The organism is Enterobacter sp. ENT03 (genome assembly GCF_019218745.1).
Lineage (GTDB): Bacteria > Pseudomonadota > Gammaproteobacteria > Enterobacterales > Enterobacteriaceae > Enterobacter_D.
On record NZ_JAHUXA010000012.1, the window covers coordinates 48689 to 67826 of the forward strand.

The following is a 19138-nucleotide window of genomic DNA, read 5'->3' on the forward strand; positions in this document are numbered from 1 at the left end:
CTTGTTTCCTTAATATGCTCTGAGCGTGCGAAAAACCGAGGCCAGTTTGCTGGCGTCTTTAATACCCGGTTCACGCTCTACGCCTGAATTAAAATCGAGGCCGGCACAACCGGCTCTGGCGGCTTCCACGCAGTTGTCGGCACCGAGGCCACCTGCGAGCAGTACATTGTCGAGGCGTTGTCCTGCCAGCAGCGACCAGTCAAATCGCTCCCCGCTGCCACCCTGACCGTTATCGAAAAGGTATTTGTCCACTTGCTGATAATCCCGCGCGGGCAGGGTACTGGTGACGCTGAGCGCTTTCCAGATCTGCACATCGGCGGGCAGCGCGGCGCGTAACGCATTCACATACTGCTGATCTTCTGATCCGTGCAGTTGCACCGCGGCAAGTCCCAGCCGTTGCGCCCGGCTGACCACATCCTCTACCGGCGCGTTGCGGAACACGCCGACATAGCGCAGGCCCGGCGCGGCCCTTATCACCGCCTGCGCCTGTTCATCGCTGACTGCGCGTGGCGAGGTGTCGACAAAAATCAGCCCGCCGTACATCGCCCCCGCCTCATAAGCGGCCTGTGCATCTTCCGCGCGGGTTAACCCACAGACTTTGTTTTCGCCGAGCAGCACACGCTGCACGGCGGCGTTCAGATCGGGATACTCCATCAATGCCGAGCCAATCAGAAAACCGTTGGTGAAATGACTGAGTTCACGCACCTGCGCATAGGTGTTAATGCCGGACTCACTGATCACCGTCACCCCCGCACCGAGACGCGGTGCCAGCTGACGGGTGCGGTTCAAATCGATGGAGAGATCGCGCAGGTCACGGTTATTAATACCGACCACTTTCGCCTCAAGAGCGATGGCGCGTTCCAGCTCTTCTTCATTACTGACTTCCGTCAGCACGCCCATCTCCAGACTATGCGCGACGGCGGCAAGCTGGCGATACTGCTCATCATCCAGCACGGACAGCATCAGCAGGCAGGCATCCGCCTGGTAGAAACGCGCCAGGTAAATCTGGTAAGGATCGATAATGAAGTCCTTACAGAGGATCGGCTGCGGCGCGATGGCGCTGACTACCGGCAGAAAATCGAAGCTGCCGTGGAAATATTTCTCATCCGTCAGCACCGAAATGGCTGACGCATGGTTTTTGTAGATCGCGGCGATCTGCGCCGGATCGAAGTCTTCGCGGATCACGCCTTTGGACGGCGAGGCTTTTTTGCACTCCAGAATAAAGGCCGTCCGCGCGCCCTGCAGGGCAGAATAGAAACGGCGCGTACTCGGTACCACTTCATTTTGAAAACTGGCCAGCGGCTGTTGCGCTTTGCGGGCCTCAACCCAAATCGCCTTATCTGCGACGATTTTCGCTAAAACGGTTTCCATCATTTACCCTCTTGCCGCAAGTGCGGTGACTTTGTCATACGCCGCACCGCTGTGCAGCACATCCAGAACTTTTTGCGCATTGGCCTGTAAATCTTCTTCACCGTGCAGACGCATCAGCATGGCGACGTTGGCGGCCACGGCGGCTTCATGCGCAGCCTCGCCTTTACCTTGTAATAAGCGCGTCAGAATGTCACGGTTTTCTTCCGGCGTGCCGCCTGCCAGTTGCTCCTGATGATAAGGCGTCAGGCCGAAATCAGCGGCGGTCAGTTGATAGCTTTTGATTTCACCTTCGTGCAGCTCGGCTACTACCGTCGGCGCATGCAATGACACTTCATCCATGCCGCCGCTGTGTACCACTGCTGCGCGCTGATAACCAAGCACGCGCAGGGTTTCGGCAATCGGCAGTACCAGTTCCGGGCTATAGACGCCGATCAGCGCCAGCGGCGGATGCGCCGGGTTGATCAGCGGCCCCAGCACGTTAAACAGCGTGCGGGTTTTCAGCTGCTGGCGTACCGGCATCGCATGGCGGAAACCGATGTGATATTTCGGCGCAAACAGGAAACAGACGCCCAGCTCATCCAGCGCGGTGCGGGATTTTTCCGCCTGCATATCCAGATTAATGCCAAAGGCCGCCAGCAGATCCGACGAACCCGATTTACTGGAGACGCTGCGATTGCCGTGCTTGGCGACTTTCAGCCCGCAGGCCGCTGCCACAAAGGCGCTGGCGGTGGAAATATTAATGCTGTTACTGCCGTCGCCGCCGGTACCGACAATATCGGCAAAGGCATAATCCGGGCGCGGGAAGGGCGCGGCATTTTCCAGCAGGGCGGTGGCGGCCCCGGCGATTTCATTCGGGTGTTCGCCACGAATTTTCATGCTCACCAGCGCCGCTGCCAGTTGCTCTGGCTTCAGCTCGCCGCGGACCACCGCAGAAAATAGCTGGTGACTCTCCTGCTGGCTCAGCGTTTGCGCCTGGTAAAGTTTTTCAAGGATCGGTTGCAGGGTATTGGTCTGCTCCAGTTTCTGCATCGCCCATGCCAGCGTTTGCTCCAGTAAACGTGCGCCCTGGGTGGTGAGGATCGATTCCGGATGGAACTGGAAGCCACAGACGCGATCCGTATCGTGGCGTACGGCCATCACCATGCCGTTGAAATGGGCATTGATGGTCAGACCCGCCGGAACATTGCTGCCCACCAGCGAATGGTAACGGGCGACCGGCAGGGGGTTACTCAGCCCGGCAAACATCGCCTGGCCGTCATGTTCAATACTGGAGGCTTTACCGTGCAGGATCTCACCGGCCTGGCCCACGTAGCCGCCGTAGGCTTCGACAATCGCCTGATGGCCCAGACAGATGCCGATGATCGGCAGCTTACCGCGCAGGCGGGTTAACAACTCTGGCATACAGCCTGCTTCTGAAGGCGCGCCCGGGCCTGGGGAGAGCATCAGTACCGGGTTATCCATGGTGGTCAGGCGGTCAATGAGCGTCTGCGCCGGGACATGGTTACGATAAATCACCACGTTGTGCCCGCTGGCACGCAGCTGATCGGCGAGGTTGTAAGTAAACGAGTCGATATTATCGAGCAGCAGAATATCAGCCATCAGAACGTCTCCTGTGCGTGATGTGCAGTGGCAATGGCGCGCAGGACGGCGCGGGCTTTATTACGGGTTTCATCGGCTTCGGACTGCGGGACAGAATCCAGTACCACGCCGGCACCCGCCTGAACGGTGGCGATGCCGTTTTCCACGTAGGCAGAACGGATAACGATACAGGTGTCGAGATCGCCGTGGGCGGTAAAATATCCCACCGCGCCGCCGTAGCTGCCACGCCGGGTACCTTCGGCACCGGCAATCAGCTGCATGGCGCGAACTTTTGGCGCGCCGCTCAGGGTGCCCATATTCATACAGGCGCGATAGGCGTGCAGCGCATCCAGGTCATGGCGCAGTTCACCCACCACGCGGGACACCAGGTGCATGACAAACGAATAGCGGTCAACTTTGGTCAGGTCAGCCACGTAGCGGCTGCCCGGCGTACAGATGCGCGCCAGGTCGTTACGCGCCAGATCCACCAACATCAGGTGCTCTGACAGCTCTTTGTGATCGGTGCGCATTTCAAGCTCAATACGGCTGTCGAGATCGCGATCCAGCGAGCCGTCGGCGCGACGACCGCGCGGGCGTGTGCCGGCAATCGGGTAGATCTCAATCTGGCGGGAGGTGGAGTCATATTTCAGCGAGCTTTCCGGCGAGGCACCGAACAGGGTGAAATCAGCATCCTGCATAAAGAACATGTACGGGCTGGGATTGCTTTTCTTCAGCACATCATAGGCCGCCAGCGGCGAGGGGCAGGGGAGCGAGAAGCGGCGGGACGGCACCACCTGGAAAATCTCCCCGGCGCGGATCGCTTTCTGCATTTCGCGTACTACCGCACCGTACTCTTCATCGCTCTGGTTACAGTCGCAGCGCATGGAGGCAATGGATTCAACCGGCAGGGCAACCGGCACATCGTGCAGCTGCTGGCGCAGGGTCGCCATCCGTTGTGTCAGGCGATCGCGCTCGGCAGCCTGTGGCGTAAAGAGGCTTGCCTGAATACGGGTATGCTGTTTCTGGTGATCAATGACCAGCAGCGTTTCCGCCAGATAAAAACAGTAATCCGGGCAGTTATTGTCCTGAGTCAGTGCCGGTAAATCTTCAAAACCTGCCACCAGGTCATAGGCAAACAGACCGCCGAAAAACATCGCTTCGCGCTCATCGGCTGGCAGGGTGACCAGTGTTTGTAACAGACGGAAGGCATCGAATACTGATAAGGAGCATAGACGGGCGTCTTCATCCAGCAGCGTGCTCACCGGCGGAAAGCGCAGCACGCGGCTGGTGGCGGTTTTACTGTTGTCTACGCCAGACGGCAGCGCCGCATCCAGCAGCGGTAGCAGGGACGCGCCGTTATCGGTAAATGCATTGATAGTGACAGTGTCACCAAGTGCGGTAATGCGCATGGCGGCATCCACCAGCAACAGGCTTTTTAAATCATTTTTGCTGTCGATGTCGGCGGATTCGAGCAGCAGCGTCGCCGGACGCGCGCCGCAGATCTGATGAAACAGCGCCGTGGGATTTTCACGGTACACGGCGTCATCGGTAAGAAGTTCGAGTGCTGGTTTTTGCGTTTGCATAATCGTTCTCGTTATTTTGTTCATAAAAAAGCCCGCGCAGGTGGCGGGCCGGGGTATCTGTTTGCGTGACGCAGACGTGACCTCACTGCCCGTTATCAGGAGTGCGCCACCAGCGATTACGTGTTGTGAGTGCAGTCATTTTCAGATACCTCGTCGTGTGAACTTGCGTACTAGTTAACTGGTTCGGCGAAATAAAGTCAACCCCTGATTTCGCAAAAAACATCCGCAGCCGTTATGATGGGGCGGTTACTTTCTTTACATCCCCATGGGAGCCGCTTTGAGCGACACGAATTACGCAGTGATTTACGATCTTCATTCCCATACGCTCGCTTCAGACGGATTGCTTTCACCCGAACAACTGGTGCATCGCGCGGTTGAGATGCGCGTCGGTACGCTGGCGATCACCGATCATGACACCACCGACGCGATTGCCGCAGCCCAGGCCGAAATCGAACGCGCCGGTCTGGCATTAACGCTCATACCCGGCGTGGAAATCTCTACGCTGTGGGAAAATCATGAGATTCATATTGTCGGGCTGAATATTGATACCACTCATCCGGCAATGTGTGAACTGCTGGACGAACAAAAGGCGCGACGCCAGCAGCGGGCGCAGTTAATCGCGGAACGCCTTGAAAAGGCGCATATCCCTGGTGCGCTGGAAGGCGCGCAAGCGCTGGCGCAGGGTGGTGCGGTAACGCGTGGGCACTTTGCGCGTTTTCTGGTGGCGAATGGCAAAGCAAATAATGTGGCGGATGTGTTTAAAAAATACCTCGCGCGCGGGAAAACCGGCTACGTTCCGCCACAGTGGTGTACAATAAAACAAGCTATTGATGTCATTCATCATTCTGGCGGCAAAGCGGTGATCGCCCATCCGGGGCGGTATGATTTGAGCGCTAAATGGCTGAAAAGACTGCTGGCACACTTCGCCGAACAGGGTGGCGACGCGATGGAAGTATCGCAATGTCAGCAGGCACCTAACGAGCGCACCCAGCTTGCTGCTTATGCGCAACAGTTTGGTTTACTGGCGTCGCAGGGCTCTGATTTCCATCAGCCCTGCCCGTGGATCGAACTGGGCCGTAAGCTCTGGTTACCGGCAGGCGTGGAAGGGGTGTGGCAGTCATGGGAGCAGCCACAGAACACCATTGAGAGGGCAGTATGAGTCAGTTTTTCTATATTCATCCGGACAACCCGCAGGCACGGCTGATTAATCAGGCCGTGGAGATCGTGCGCAAAGGCGGGGTGATCGTTTATCCCACCGATTCCGGTTATGCGCTGGGCTGTAAAATCGAAGACAAAGGTGCCATGGAGCGCATTTGTCGTATTCGCCAGTTGCCGGACGGCCACAACTTCACCCTGATGTGCCGTGATCTGTCGGAGCTGTCTACCTACGCCTTTGTGGATAACGTGGCGTTTCGTCTGATTAAAAACAACACGCCCGGCAATTACACCTTCATCCTGAAGGGTACGAAAGAGGTGCCGCGCCGCCTGTTGCAGGAAAAGCGTAAAACCATCGGCCTGCGTGTACCGTCAAACCCTATCGCGCTGGCGCTACTGGAAACGCTGGGCGAGCCGATGCTTTCCACCTCGCTGATGCTGCCGGGTAGCGACTTCACCGAGTCCGACCCGGAAGAGATCAAAGATCGTCTGGAAAAACATGTCGATCTGGTGATCCACGGTGGTTACCTCGGTCAGCAGCCGACCACCGTTATTGATCTCACCGACCATTCGCCGGTGATCCTGCGCGAAGGCGTGGGTGATGTGAAACCTTTCCTGTAAATGACGTGCCGGGCCACGTACTATGGCCCGGGTTATTGCGTACAAAACTCACTTAATGCCTGCGCCAGTCCTGTCGGGTTTTCCCACGACATAGCGTGGCCAGCTGCATCAATGACCCGGCACGCGATCTCCTGTGTGTTAACCGCCTCAAAATCAGGATCGGGTAACGACCACTCCCCGAACAGCAATTGCTTGCGAACCGGCAGGGCGGTAAAGAGCGAAAACCATTCAGGTTCGATACCCGTCACCAGAGATGTTGCTGCGCGCCAGACGGCGACCGGCAGGGTACTCTGTAATGAACCTTTCCACGGACTCGCTTCTTTATCAATTAAGTCCTGGTAGCCTTTAGCAACAAATTCCTCTTGCGAAAAGGCGGCTATCCCGCTGCTGAATTGACCGCCGCCTTTATAAAAGTTTGGCTCGGATACAATGAGTCCCAAAAGGGATGCCTGCATGGCGTTAGCCACTTCAATGGCAATGCTCCCGCCCATGCTGTGCCCGTATAACCAGAACCGCGTTAAGCCAATGGCCGTCAGCAATTCTGTGACCGCGTGAGCCTGATCGGTGGTGGTGTAGGCGTAATGTTCAGGTTTATCACTGTAACCGCTACCCGGTAAATCAATCAGGATCACCCGCCGCGGTGAAAAAGCCGGGTCCATGACGACACGCGGATATTCAAAGGACGAAGTGCAGCCTAGTCCGTGTATAAAAACCAGCGGTTCGCCAGGTCCAGGCAGATCGTGATAGCGGATCTGACATCCTGCAACAGAAGAGGTAAAGCTGTTCATTGTGCCTCCCGTTTGGACGCCGAAGTGCTGTTCGCGAGCAGCGTTGCAGCATTCGTGCATAAATTCATGTAATATGTGCGGCCATATGAAATTCGGCGCGTTTCCTGACGCCAGCGATTTTACATAGCAGCGAGGGGTGAATTTTATAACTCGTTGTTTTTGAAAGTATACCAGACGCCTGTGAAGGCGACACCTGAAGGATGCTCCATGAGCGAGAAACTACAGAAAGTGCTGGCGCGTGCCGGCCACGGCTCACGCCGTGAAATTGAAACCATTATTGAAGCGGGTCGCGTCAGCGTTGACGGCAAAATTGCCACGTTGGGCGACCGCGTTGAAGTCCAGCCGGGCCTGAAAATCCGCATCGACGGCCACCTGATCTCCGTAAAAGAATCCGTTGAACAAATTTGTCGCGTACTGGCCTACTACAAGCCGGAAGGCGAGCTGTGTACGCGTAACGATCCGGAAGGCCGTCCGACCGTGTTCGACCGTCTGCCGAAACTGCGCGGCGCGCGCTGGATCGCGGTGGGGCGTCTTGACGTTAATACCTGCGGTCTGCTGCTGTTTACCACGGATGGTGAACTGGCGAACCGTCTGATGCACCCCAGCCGCGAAGTGGAGCGTGAATATGCCGTGCGGGTGTTTGGTCAGGTCGACGATAACAAGCTGCGTGAACTGGCCCGTGGCGTTCAGCTGGAAGATGGCCCGGCCGCCTTTAAAACCATCAAGTTCAGCGGCGGCGAAGGCATTAACCAGTGGTACAACGTGACCTTAACCGAAGGGCGCAACCGTGAAGTGCGTCGTTTGTGGGAAGCGGTGGGTGTGCAGGTCAGCCGCCTGATCCGCGTTCGCTACGGCGATATTCCGCTGCCGAAAGGCCTGCCGCGTGGCGGTTATACCGAACTGGACCTCGCCCAGACCAACTACCTGCGTGAGCTGGTGGAGCTGAAACCGGAAACCGAATCGAAAGTGGCTGTCGAAAAAGATCGCCGCCGGGTGAAAGCGAATCAGATCCGCCGTGCGGTAAAACGTCACAGCCAGACGTCAAGCCCGCGTCCGGCATCGACCGGTCGCCGCTCCAGCACGCGCAATAAAACCAACGGTTAATCTGTACACCAGCCCGGCGGCGCTTCGCTTACACGGGCCTACAGCGCGTTGATGTGTAGGCCAGGTAAGCGTAGCGCCACTTGGCAACATCCCTCAATAATCTATTCCCATCTGCGCTTTAACCCCGGCATCAAACGCATGCTTCACCGGTCGCAGTTCGCTGACCGTATCCGCCAGCTCAAGAATATCCCGATGACAACCGCGCCCGGTGATAATCACCGTCTGATGCGCAGGGCGATTTTGCAGGGCGCTAAGCACCTCTTCCAGTGGCAAGTAATCGTAGGCCACCATATAAGTCAGCTCATCGAGGATCACCAGATCCAGCGAGGCATCCGCCAGCATCCGGCGACCATGCTCCCAAACGGCGGTACAGGCGGCGGTATCCGCTTCGCGGTTTTGCGTGTCCCAGGTAAAACCGGTGGCCATCACCTGAAACTCTACGCCGTGAGGCTCCAGCAGATTGCGCTCGCCATTAGGCCAGGTGCCTTTGATAAACTGGATCACGCCGACTTTTTTACCATGTCCTACGGCGCGCGTGGCAGTGCCAAAGGCCGCGGTGGTTTTGCCTTTGCCGTTGCCGGTAAAGACGATGATAATGCCGCGTTCGTCCTGGGCGGCGGCAACGCGCGCATCGACTTTCTCTTTCACGCGCTGCTGACGCTGTTGATAACGATCTTCACTCATTGTGATATTCCCGGTTTGCGTCCTGGCTGAGCATCAAAGCTCAGGCCGGTTTTGCGACGGCTGTCATCGCCCATTAACCATAAATAGAGCGGCATAATTTCCGCCGGGGTTTTAAGTTTTTGTGGATCTTCCGTCGGGAAGGCGCTGGCGCGCATGCCCGTACGGGTTCCGCCCGGATTGATACAGTTTACCCGCAAATGACGGCTCTGATACTCCTCTGCCAGCACCTGCATCATGCCTTCGGTGGCGAACTTTGAAGCGGCATAGGCGCCCCAGTTGGCACGCCCCTGACGCCCGACGCTGGAGGAGGTGAATACCAGCGAACCGGCATCGGATTTCAGTAATAAAGGAAGCAAGGCCTGGGTGAGGAAAAACGTGGCATTAACGTTGACCTGCATTACTCGCTGCCAGACCTCGGGCTTTTGCTGATCCATTGGACAAATATCGCCCAGCAGACCGGCGTTATGCAGCACGCCGTCCAGACGTGAATAGTGCGCGGCAAGCGTCCCGGCAAGCTGTTCGCAATCGGCTGGCGTACAGGTTTCCATATCCAGGGTAAACCAGCGCGGCATCTGGCCGTTTTCATCGGCAATCGCCTGGGCAACCCGGCGCAGTTTCTCGTCATTTCGCCCCAGCAGGATCACCTGCGCGCCGTGGCGGGCATAGGTTCGCGCCGCTTCCTCGCCGATACCCGCGCTGGCTCCGGTCACCAGAATAATGCGGTTTTGCAGTAAATCACGTTGTGGCTGGTAATACACAGGCTCTCCTCAGGCGTCGCCATCGCAGCGCGCCAGGCTGATGTCATCTTGTTTGGCTGGTTTTATGCCTTAAACAGGCCCTTATTTCAATCAGCCAAAGACTGGCAATCGCGCAGGTTAACACTTTGCAACCTTTTCATGGTGTCGAAAAAAATCAGGAAGATGCCTCGTAACATTGTGCAGTCGCAGAAGACGAGCCGGAATGGCTCATGTACACTGAATGCGACTAGATAACGGTTTAACCAGGGTGGTACGCGTGGAATTATTGTCTGAATATGGGTTGTTTTTGGCAAAAATCGCCACCGTTGTGATTGCGATTGTTGTCGTGGCGGTACTAATTGTAAATCTTGCCCAGCGCAAGCGTCAGCGGGGTGAATTACGTGTCACCAACCTGAGCGAGCAATATAAGGAAATGCAGGAAGACGTTTCGGTTGCGCTGCTGGACGGCCATCAGCAAAAGCTGTGGCACAAAGCGCAGAAGAAAAAAGCAAAGCAGGAAGCGAAAGCGGCAAAAGCCAACGCGAAGCAGGGCACTACGGTGACGGCGACGAAGCCACGGGTTTTTGTGCTGGATTTCAAAGGCAGTATGGATGCCCATGAAGTTAACTCCCTGCGTGAAGAGATCACCGCGGTGATCACCATCGCAAGGCCGGAAGACCAGGTGGTATTGCGTCTGGAAAGCCCCGGCGGCGTGGTGCATGGCTACGGGCTGGCGTCTTCACAGCTCCAGCGCCTGCGCGACAGAAATATTCCTTTAACCGTGGCGGTCGACAAAGTCGCGGCCAGCGGCGGCTACATGATGGCCTGTGTCGCCGATAAGATTGTGGCTGCGCCTTTTGCTATCGTCGGCTCTATTGGTGTGGTCGCGCAAATTCCTAACTTTAATCGCTTCCTGAAAAGTAAAGACATCGACATTGAGCTGCACACCGCCGGGCAGTACAAGCGCACGCTGACGCTGCTGGGTGAAAATACCGAGGAAGGGCGACAGAAGTTCCGCGAGAGCCTCAACGAGACGCACGATCTGTTTAAGGGCTACGTGAAGCAAATGCGTCCATCGCTGGACATCGAACAGGTCGCCACCGGTGAACACTGGTACGGTGTACAGGCGCAGGAAAAAGGTCTGGTGGATGACGTGGGCACCAGCGACGATCTGCTGCTTGAGTTGATTAAAAACCACGAGGTGATTGGTGTCCGCTACGCGCAGCGTAAAAAGCTGATGGATCGCTTTACTGGCAGTGCGGCAGAAGCGGCTGATCGGCTGCTACTACGCTGGTGGCAGCGCGGCGAAAAACCGCTGCTGTAAAATAAAAAAGCGAGGTCAATCACCTCGCTTTTTTAATGCCGTTAATCCGCAAGCCTATACTTTTCGGATAACACATGGGCTAAGTGTTTAAACATGTTGAACACCGCCGTGCTTTTGGGCGTCGGTAGGCCTTGCTCATCAAGGAAATACTCGCCGCTGAATACCAGCACGCCGTTGCGTTCAGTCACATCTGTCGCTTCGATGCCCTGAATAAAATCGTCATGCTCGCGGATGATGCGGTTGGCTTCGGCTAATAATGAATGGCGATCGATGGGTTGAATGTTCTCGTGCATAGTCTGCTCCTCTGACAAGGGGTTTATTCTACGTCCGGCGGTGGGCCGGGGGCAAATTTTCCCTGTTATTAAGAGGGTTTTCACGGCGGGCACCGGGTGGCGTGATTTGCTTTTGCATGCTAATAAAGTTGCGTAACGAATTTTATCAGGTAGAGTGTGCGCTTTCGTCAATCTGGCAACAGAATTGCTTGACATTCGACCTTAAGTCCGTCGTGCTATAGCACTGATGCGCGAAAAACCCTGTGAACTCAGTCACCTGGGCACCACACTTCACGCGCCCGGTTTTAATGAGGGGTTGATAACCACGGACATCGCCGCCACATAAATTGACGTCGGCGGTAGAGAGTGAATCAACGTGCGACGTATTCCTGGAAGAATCAAATTAGGTAAAGGTGAACATGGGTAAAGCACTCGTCATCGTTGAGTCCCCGGCAAAAGCCAAAACGATCAATAAGTATCTGGGTAATGACTACGTGGTGAAATCCAGCGTCGGTCATATCCGCGATCTGCCGACCAGTGGCTCAGCACCCAAAAAGAGCGCCGACTCCGCCACCACCAAAACGGCCAAGAAGCCTAAAAAGGATGAACGTGGCGCGCTGGTCAATCGTATGGGCGTTGACCCATGGAACGAATGGGATGCACGTTATGAAGTGCTCCCTGGCAAAGAAAAAGTCGTTGCCGAACTGAAAGCCATCGCTGAAAAAGCGGACCATATCTATCTCGCAACCGACCTTGACCGCGAAGGGGAAGCCATTGCCTGGCACCTGCGGGAAGTGATCGGGGGCGATGACTCACGCTATAGCCGCGTGGTGTTTAACGAAATCACCAAGAACGCCATTCAGCAGGCGTTCGAAAAGCCGGGTGAACTGAATATCGACCGTGTAAATGCTCAACAGGCGCGCCGCTTTGTGGATCGCGTGGTGGGTTACATGGTGTCGCCACTGCTGTGGAAAAAGGTTGCCCGTGGCCTGTCTGCCGGACGCGTTCAGTCCGTCGCCGTGCGCCTTGTGGTCGAGCGTGAGCGCGAGATCAAAGCGTTCGTCCCGGAAGAGTTCTGGGAAATTGATGCCAACGTGACCACGCCGTCCGGCGATGCGCTGCCGTTGCAGGTGACGCATCAGAACGATAAGCCGTTCCGTCCGGTGAACCGTGAGCAGACCATGTCTGCGGTAAGCCTGCTGGAGAAAGCGCGCTATACCGTCACGGATCGTGAAGATAAGCCGACCAGCAGCAAGCCTGGCGCGCCCTTTATTACTTCTACGCTTCAGCAGGCGGCCAGTACGCGTCTCGGCTTTGGCGTGAAGAAAACCATGATGATGGCGCAGCGTCTGTACGAAGCGGGCCACATTACCTATATGCGTACCGACTCCACCAATCTTAGTCAGGATGCTGTCAGCATGGTTCGCGGCTATATCACGGATAATTTTGGCAAAAAATACCTGCCGGAAAATGCTAATCAGTACGCCAGCAAAGAAAACTCGCAGGAAGCGCACGAAGCGATCCGTCCTTCCGACGTCGCGGTACTGGCGGAATCCCTGAAGGATATGGAAGCCGATGCGCAGAAACTGTATCAGCTGATCTGGCGTCAGTTTGTCGCCTGTCAGATGACACCGGCGCAATACGACTCCACTACGCTGACCGTGGAAGCGGGCGATTTCCGCCTCAAGGCGCGTGGCCGTACGCTGCGTTTTGATGGCTGGACGAAGGTAATGCCGCAGCTGCGCAAGGGCGACGAAGACCGTACGCTGCCAGCTGTGAACAAAGGCGACGTGGTATCGCTGGTGGAACTGGTTCCGGCACAGCACTTTACCAAGCCGCCTGCGCGTTTTAGCGAAGCGTCCCTGGTTAAAGAGCTGGAAAAACGCGGTATTGGCCGCCCGTCTACCTATGCGTCGATCATCTCGACCATTCAGGATCGCGGCTATGTGCGCGTTGAAAACCGTCGTTTCTACGCCGAGAAAATGGGCGAGATCGTCACCGACCGCCTGGAAGAGAACTTCCGCGAGCTGATGAACTACGATTTCACCGCGCAGATGGAAAGCAGCCTTGACCAGGTGGCCAACCACGAAGCCGAGTGGAAAGGCGTGCTGGATAACTTCTTTACCGACTTCACCGGTCAGCTTGAAAAAGCCGAAAAAGACCCGGAAGAAGGCGGCATGCGTCCAAATCAGATGGTGCTGACCAGTATTGACTGTCCGACCTGTGGCCGCAAAATGGGTATCCGTACCGCCAGCACCGGCGTGTTCCTCGGCTGTTCCGGCTATGCCTTACCGCCGAAAGAGCGTTGCAAAACCACCATTAACCTGGTGCCGGAAAACGAAGTCCTTAACGTGCTGGAAGGCGACGACGCCGAAACGAACGCTCTGCGTGCCAAACGTCGCTGCGTGAAATGCGGTACCGCCATGGACAGCTACCTGATCGATCCTAAGCGTAAGCTGCATGTCTGTGGTAACAACCCGACCTGCGATGGTTACGAAATCGAAGAGGGTGAGTTCCGCATTAAAGGCTATGACGGCCCAATCGTTGAATGCGAGAAATGTGGTTCTGAAATGCACCTGAAAATGGGGCGTTTTGGCAAGTACATGGCCTGCACCAACGACGAGTGCAAAAACACGCGTAAGATCCTGCGTAATGGCGAAGTTGCGCCGCCGAAAGAAGATCCGGTGCCGCTGCCAGAATTGCAGTGTGAAAAATCCGACGCGTATTTCGTGCTGCGTGACGGTGCGGCGGGTGTCTTCCTCGCAGCCAACACCTTCCCGAAATCACGCGAAACCCGCGCGCCGCTGGTGGAAGAACTGCATCGCTTCCGCGATCGTCTGCCGGAAAAACTGCGTTATCTGGCCGATGCGCCGGTCGCCGATCCGGAAGGCAACAAAGCGGTTGTGCGTTTTAGTCGTAAAACCAAACAGCAGTATGTTTCTGCTGAGAAAGACGGCAAAGCGACCGGCTGGTCAGCCTTCTTCATTGACGGAAAATGGGTAGAAGGTAAGAAATAATTTACCGCGCGTTACTCCCTGCAAGGGCCGGAAATCCGGCCCTTTTTTGTTGCTTATAATTTCGCGATCGTGGCTATACAGATCGGGCATTAGTGATATAGTGGTTATAGTTAAGTCATTTCTTATTATTAAATCGTCTTAAACGATTGCTCGTCAGCGCTCAACCGGATGGACCGTCATGAAACTACAGCAGCTTCGTTATATCGTTGAGGTGGTGAATCACAACCTTAATGTCTCCTCTACCGCTGAGGGGCTTTACACGTCTCAACCCGGCATCAGCAAGCAGGTTCGCATGCTGGAAGATGAACTGGGGATCCAGATTTTTGCCCGCAGCGGAAAACATCTCACCCAGGTCACCCCCGCCGGGCAGGAGATCATTCGCATTGCCCGGGAAGTGCTCTCTAAAGTCGACGCTATTAAATCCGTGGCCGGGGAGCACACCTGGCCGGATAAAGGCTCGCTTTATGTGGCGACGACGCATACTCAGGCACGCTACGCGCTGCCTGGCGTCATCAAAGGCTTTATCGAGCGCTACCCGCGCGTGTCGCTGCATATGCATCAGGGATCGCCCACGCAGATTGCAGAAGCCGTATCCAAGGGCAACGCCGATTTCGCGATTGCCACGGAAGCGTTGCACCTGTATGACGATCTGGTGATGCTGCCGTGTTACCACTGGAACCGGTCAATTGTGGTCACCCCCGATCATCCGCTGGCAGGCAAGGAGTCGGTCAGCATTGAAGAGCTGGCGCAGTACCCGCTGGTGACGTATACCTTTGGCTTTACCGGTCGCTCAGAGCTGGATACGGCTTTCAACCGGGCCGGGCTGACGCCGCGTATTGTCTTCACCGCCACCGATGCTGATGTGATCAAAACATACGTGCGTCTGGGGCTGGGAGTAGGGGTGATCGCCAGTATGGCCGTTGACCCGGTATCCGATCCGGATCTGGTTAAACTGGATGCGCAGGGCGTGTTCAGCCACAGCACCACAAAAATTGGCTTCCGCCGCAGCACCTTTTTGCGCAGTTATATGTATGATTTCATTCAACGCTTCGCGCCGCATTTAACCCGCGATGTGGTGGATACCGCCGTTGCGTTACGTTCCAATGAAGATATAGAAGCGATGTTCCAGGACATTAAATTGCCGGAAAAATAATGACTGCCGGTATCTTCCCGCCCGGGAAGATACCTTTTTTATGTTTTAAAGCTAAATTAGAATTATCACCAACTGCCTTAAGACACCTTCCCCCGAGTGATTGCCGTCACAACTTAACGCAAATACTGTCGTTTTTTCGCGACAAAAGTAGAAAGTAATTCCCCACCACGCAAACTATATCCTTCAATTATTTATTTCCCGTCAAAAGAATGAATATTTAACTGGAAATCATTGGTAAATTCGCTGGCTTTTTTCCTAAAGTTATTTTAGGATTTGTCTCATCTAGTGATTACTTATACCTATTGTTAGGTGTCAAAATGATAAGTGATGTCGATTGTGTGAGGTTAGCAATGCCATCAGGTAGCGAAGAATCGCAAAGGGATCACGCGCTAAAACGCAAAGCCTGGCTGGCGGTGTTTCTTGGCTCAGCCCTGTTCTGGGTGGTAGTGGCGATACTTGTGTGGAAATTTTGGGGCTAAGAATGGTGATTCCGGGGCAGTTAAGCACAGTGAAACCTGTAAGTCAGTTACGTGACAAGCCTCTGCATGCCAAAAATGACACTGAGGTCCAAATTCCTGACGAATGGGAACTTACCCCGCAGCAGCGTGCCTTTATTGAAACGTTCGCAGAAGACGAACCGAAAAAACAATAATTTAACTCTCAGCGTTGGCAGTGAATAACAACAACGCGTTATGTACTTCTTAATAAATACACCACAGCAATAAAGAAACCGGCAACAACCCGGTATGGCGCTTGAATAATATGTATGGTGTATAAATGATAAATAATCTCAAATACTGGTCATGGATGGGCGCATTCTCAGTTTCAGTGATGTTCTGGGGACAACTGGTCTGGATGATGGCGCACTAACTTCCTGAAAACCTCGCTTAAGCGGGGTTTTTTGTTCTCCGCCCTTCAATGGTTTTACCTCTTTTATCAATTTGAGTTGTTATCAAAACGTTACAGCACGTTTGTGTTATCTTTAATACAGACCCTGATGATAATCAGGGAATTGCAATCCCTGTATTAAGGAGGAGCTTATGTCGTCTACCCTACGCGAAGCCAGTAAGGATACGTTACAGGCAGAGAATAAAACCTACCACTACTACAGCCTGCCACTGGCCGCAAAGGAACTTGGAGATATTTCCCGTCTTCCCAAGTCGCTCAAAGTCTTACTGGAAAACCTGCTGCGCTGGCAGGATGGTGATTCCGTCACGGAAGAGGACATTCATGCCCTCGCGGGCTGGCTGAAATCTGCCCATGCCGATCGTGAAATCGCTTACCGTCCCGCCCGCGTACTGATGCAGGATTTTACCGGTGTACCTGCCGTCGTTGATCTGGCCGCCATGCGCGAAGCCGTAAAACGCCTCGGCGGCGATACCACCAAAGTTAATCCGCTGTCGCCGGTCGATCTGGTGATTGACCACTCCGTGACCGTCGACCATTTCGGCGATGACGATGCGTTTGAAGAAAACGTCCGTCTGGAGATGGAGCGCAACCACGAGCGCTACGTTTTCCTGCGCTGGGGCCAGCAGGCGTTCAGTCGCTTCAGCGTTGTACCGCCGGGTACCGGCATCTGCCATCAGGTGAACCTGGAATATCTGGGGAAAGCCGTGTGGAGCGAGCTGCAGGACAAAGAGTGGATCGCCTATCCGGACACACTGGTCGGTACTGACTCACACACTACCATGATTAACGGCCTCGGTGTGCTGGGCTGGGGCGTGGGCGGGATCGAAGCGGAAGCCGCCATGCTGGGGCAGCCGGTATCGATGCTGATCCCCGATGTAGTGGGCTTTAAGCTTACCGGCAAACTGAGCGAAGGTATCACCGCCACCGACCTGGTGCTGACGGTTACCCAGATGCTGCGTAAGCACGGTGTAGTCGGTAAGTTTGTGGAATTCTATGGCGACGGTCTTGACTCGCTGCCGCTGGCCGACCGGGCAACCATCGCCAACATGGCACCGGAATACGGCGCAACCTGCGGATTTTTCCCGATTGATGACGTGACGCTGGAATACATGCGCCTGAGCGGTCGCAGTGACGATCAGGTGGCACTGGTGGAAGCCTATGCCAAAGCGCAGGGGATGTGGCGTCAGCCAGGCGATGAGCCGGTCTTCACCAGCACCCTTGAACTGGATATGAGCAGCGTCGAAGCCAGTCTTGCCGGCCCAAAACGTCCCCAGGATCGTGTCGCCCTCGGGGATGTGCCAAAAGCGTTTGCCGCCAGCAGCGAACTTGAACTCAATACCGCGCAGAAAGATCGCCAGCCGGTGGATTATGTTCTGAACGGTCATCAATATCAGCTTCCTGACGGCGCAGTCGTCATCGCCGCCATTACCTCCTGTACCAACACCTCGAACCCGAGCGTGCTGATGGCGGCCGGGCTGCTGGCGAAGAAAGCTGTTACCCTGGGGCTGAAGCGTCAGCCGTGGGTGAAAGCGTCGCTGGCCCCTGGTTCGAAAGTCGTTTCAGATTATCTCGCGCAGGCACGTCTGACGCCGTATCTCGACGAACTGGGCTTCAACCTGGTGGGCTACGGCTGCACCACCTGTATCGGTAACTCTGGCCCGCTGCCCGATCCTATTGAGCAGGCGATCAAAAAAGGCGATCTGACCGTCGGGGCCGTGCTCTCCGGTAACCGTAACTTTGAAGGGCGTATTCATCCGCTGGTGAAAACGAACTGGCTGGCGTCGCCGCCGCTGGTCGTGGCCTATGCGCTGGCGGGGAATATGAACATCAACCTCGCCACCGATCCGCTGGGCCACGATCGCAAAGGCGATCCGGTCTATCTGAAAGATATTTGGCCGAGCGGGCAGGAGATTGCCCGCGCGGTGGAGCAGGTATCTACCGATATGTTCCGTAAAGAATATGCGGAAGTGTTTGAAGGCACTGATGAGTGGAAGTCTATTAAAGTCGAAGCCTCGGATACCTACGGCTGGCAGTTTGACTCCACCTATATCCGCTCCTCGCCGTTCTTTGAGGAGATGGAAGCGCAGCCGAAGCCGGTACTGGATATTCAGGGCGCGCGCATTCTGGCGATGCTCGGCGACTCGGTCACCACTGACCATATCTCACCGGCTGGCAGCATTAAGGCCGACAGCCCGGCGGGACGCTACCTGCAGAATCATGGCGTGGAGCGTCGGGATTTTAACTCCTACGGTTCACGACGTGGTAACCATGAAGTGATGATGCGCGGCACCTTCGCCAACATTCGCATCCGCAACGAAATGGTGCCGGGCGTCGAAGGGGGCATGACGCGCCATCTGCCGGGTAGCGAGGTGATCTCCATTTATGATGCCGCGATGCGCTATCAGCAGGAGGGCACGCCGCTGGCGGTCGTAGCCGGTAAAGAATATGGCTCTGGCTCCAGCCGCGACTGGGCAGCAAAAGGCCCGCGTTTGCTGGGGATCCGCGTTGTGATCGCCGAATCCTTCGAGCGTATTCACCGCTCCAACCTGATCGGGATGGGCATTCTGCCACTGGAATTCCCGCAGGGCGTCACGCGTAAAACGTTAGGACTGAGCGGGGAAGAGCGGCTGGATGTGGAGGATCTGACGGGGCTGAAACCTGGGGCGACGGTGCCGGTCAGGCTGACGCGCGCGGACGGTTCGCAGGAGGTGATTTCATGTCGCTGCCGTATCGATACGGCAACCGAGCTGACTTACTACCAGCACGGCGGGATCCTGCACTACGTGATCCGTAATATGCTGCACTGATAACCCTTCAAAAAAAGCCCGGCGGCACATACCGC

17 protein-coding genes and 1 other annotated feature are annotated in these 19138 nt (G+C 55.7%); of the genes, 10 read left to right on the plus strand and 7 right to left on the minus strand.

Features of this window, described 5'->3' with window-relative positions:
• Window positions 1-9 precede the first annotated feature (9 nt).
• Genes trpCF through KW828_RS15260 form a run of 3 tightly spaced genes read right to left on the minus strand, consistent with a single transcriptional unit; the run spans window position 10 to window position 4532 of the window.
• Window positions 10-1374, minus strand: a complete 1365-nt coding sequence (trpCF, locus tag KW828_RS15250) for a bifunctional indole-3-glycerol-phosphate synthase TrpC/phosphoribosylanthranilate isomerase TrpF (RefSeq protein WP_218337126.1) — start codon at window positions 1372-1374, stop codon at window positions 10-12.
• Window positions 1375-2970 carry a bifunctional anthranilate synthase glutamate amidotransferase component TrpG/anthranilate phosphoribosyltransferase TrpD gene (trpD, locus tag KW828_RS15255; protein ID WP_218337128.1) on the minus strand — a complete coding sequence of 532 codons (1596 nt, stop codon included), beginning with the start codon at window positions 2968-2970 and terminating at the stop codon, window positions 1375-1377.
• Window positions 2970-4532 carry an anthranilate synthase component 1 gene (locus KW828_RS15260; RefSeq protein ID WP_218337130.1) on the minus strand — a complete coding sequence of 521 codons (1563 nt, stop codon included), beginning with the start codon at window positions 4530-4532 and terminating at the stop codon, window positions 2970-2972. Before KW828_RS15260 ends, trpD begins: the two co-directional genes overlap by 1 nt.
• Window positions 4533-4554: 22 nt before the next feature.
• Window positions 4555-4650: a sequence feature (Trp leader region), on the minus strand.
• 159 nt (window positions 4651-4809) lie between these two features.
• Between KW828_RS15260 and rnm the strand changes: the two genes are divergently transcribed.
• Window positions 4810-5691, plus strand: coding sequence for an RNase AM (gene rnm, locus KW828_RS15265; protein ID WP_218337131.1), 882 nt, complete (start codon window positions 4810-4812; stop codon window positions 5689-5691).
• Window positions 5688-6308, plus strand: coding sequence for an L-threonylcarbamoyladenylate synthase (locus KW828_RS15270; RefSeq protein ID WP_218337133.1), 621 nt, complete (start codon window positions 5688-5690; stop codon window positions 6306-6308). Before rnm ends, KW828_RS15270 begins: the two co-directional genes overlap by 4 nt.
• Window positions 6309-6340: 32 nt before the next feature.
• Here KW828_RS15270 and KW828_RS15275 read toward each other — a convergent pair whose 3' ends face one another.
• On the minus strand, window positions 6341-7096 hold the full coding sequence (locus KW828_RS15275; RefSeq protein WP_218337134.1) for an alpha/beta fold hydrolase: 756 nt from the start codon (window positions 7094-7096) through the stop codon (window positions 6341-6343).
• Between the two features lie 207 nt (window positions 7097-7303).
• Between KW828_RS15275 and rluB the strand changes: the two genes are divergently transcribed.
• Window positions 7304-8200: a 23S rRNA pseudouridine(2605) synthase RluB gene (gene rluB / locus KW828_RS15280; protein WP_218337136.1), complete on the plus strand. Its 897-nt coding sequence runs from the start codon at window positions 7304-7306 to the stop codon at window positions 8198-8200.
• 93 nt (window positions 8201-8293) lie between these two features.
• Here rluB and cobO read toward each other — a convergent pair whose 3' ends face one another.
• Together cobO and KW828_RS15290 are read right to left on the minus strand one after the other, a co-directional pair.
• On the minus strand, window positions 8294-8884 hold the full coding sequence (gene cobO / locus KW828_RS15285) for a cob(I)yrinic acid a,c-diamide adenosyltransferase (RefSeq protein ID WP_218337137.1): 591 nt from the start codon (window positions 8882-8884) through the stop codon (window positions 8294-8296).
• Window positions 8881-9642, minus strand: coding sequence for a YciK family oxidoreductase (locus tag KW828_RS15290; protein WP_218337139.1), 762 nt, complete (start codon window positions 9640-9642; stop codon window positions 8881-8883). Before KW828_RS15290 ends, cobO begins: the two co-directional genes overlap by 4 nt.
• Window positions 9643-9898: 256 nt before the next feature.
• Between KW828_RS15290 and sohB the strand changes: the two genes are divergently transcribed.
• Window positions 9899-10945 carry a protease SohB gene (sohB, locus tag KW828_RS15295; protein ID WP_218337141.1) on the plus strand — a complete coding sequence of 349 codons (1047 nt, stop codon included), beginning with the start codon at window positions 9899-9901 and terminating at the stop codon, window positions 10943-10945.
• Window positions 10946-10986: 41 nt separating this feature from the next.
• Here sohB and KW828_RS15300 read toward each other — a convergent pair whose 3' ends face one another.
• On the minus strand, window positions 10987-11238 hold the full coding sequence (locus tag KW828_RS15300; RefSeq protein ID WP_218337144.1) for a YciN family protein: 252 nt from the start codon (window positions 11236-11238) through the stop codon (window positions 10987-10989).
• Between the two features lie 398 nt (window positions 11239-11636).
• Here KW828_RS15300 and topA point away from each other — a divergent pair, with 398 nt between their 5' ends.
• The 6 genes from topA to acnA all read left to right on the plus strand — a co-directional run bounded on the left by topA (window position 11637) and on the right by acnA (window position 19103).
• On the plus strand, window positions 11637-14234 hold the full coding sequence (gene topA, locus KW828_RS15305) for a type I DNA topoisomerase (RefSeq protein ID WP_218337146.1): 2598 nt from the start codon (window positions 11637-11639) through the stop codon (window positions 14232-14234).
• A 178-nt stretch (window positions 14235-14412) separates the two neighbouring features.
• A complete protein-coding gene (cysB, locus tag KW828_RS15310; protein ID WP_218337148.1) occupies window positions 14413-15387 on the plus strand; it encodes an HTH-type transcriptional regulator CysB in 975 nt (324 codons plus the stop codon).
• A gap of 338 nt (window positions 15388-15725) precedes the next feature.
• Window positions 15726-15866 carry a YmiA family putative membrane protein gene (locus KW828_RS15315; RefSeq protein WP_218337235.1) on the plus strand — a complete coding sequence of 47 codons (141 nt, stop codon included), beginning with the start codon at window positions 15726-15728 and terminating at the stop codon, window positions 15864-15866.
• Window positions 15848-16039 carry a hypothetical protein gene (locus KW828_RS15320; RefSeq protein WP_218337239.1) on the plus strand — a complete coding sequence of 64 codons (192 nt, stop codon included), beginning with the start codon at window positions 15848-15850 and terminating at the stop codon, window positions 16037-16039. Before KW828_RS15315 ends, KW828_RS15320 begins: the two co-directional genes overlap by 19 nt.
• Window positions 16040-16164: 125 nt before the next feature.
• A complete protein-coding gene (gene ymiC, locus KW828_RS21945) occupies window positions 16165-16257 on the plus strand; it encodes a small membrane protein YmiC (RefSeq protein ID WP_242495202.1) in 93 nt (30 codons plus the stop codon).
• A 170-nt stretch (window positions 16258-16427) separates the two neighbouring features.
• A complete protein-coding gene (gene acnA, locus KW828_RS15325) occupies window positions 16428-19103 on the plus strand; it encodes an aconitate hydratase AcnA (protein WP_218337149.1) in 2676 nt (891 codons plus the stop codon).
• Window positions 19104-19138: the final 35 nt, after the last annotated feature.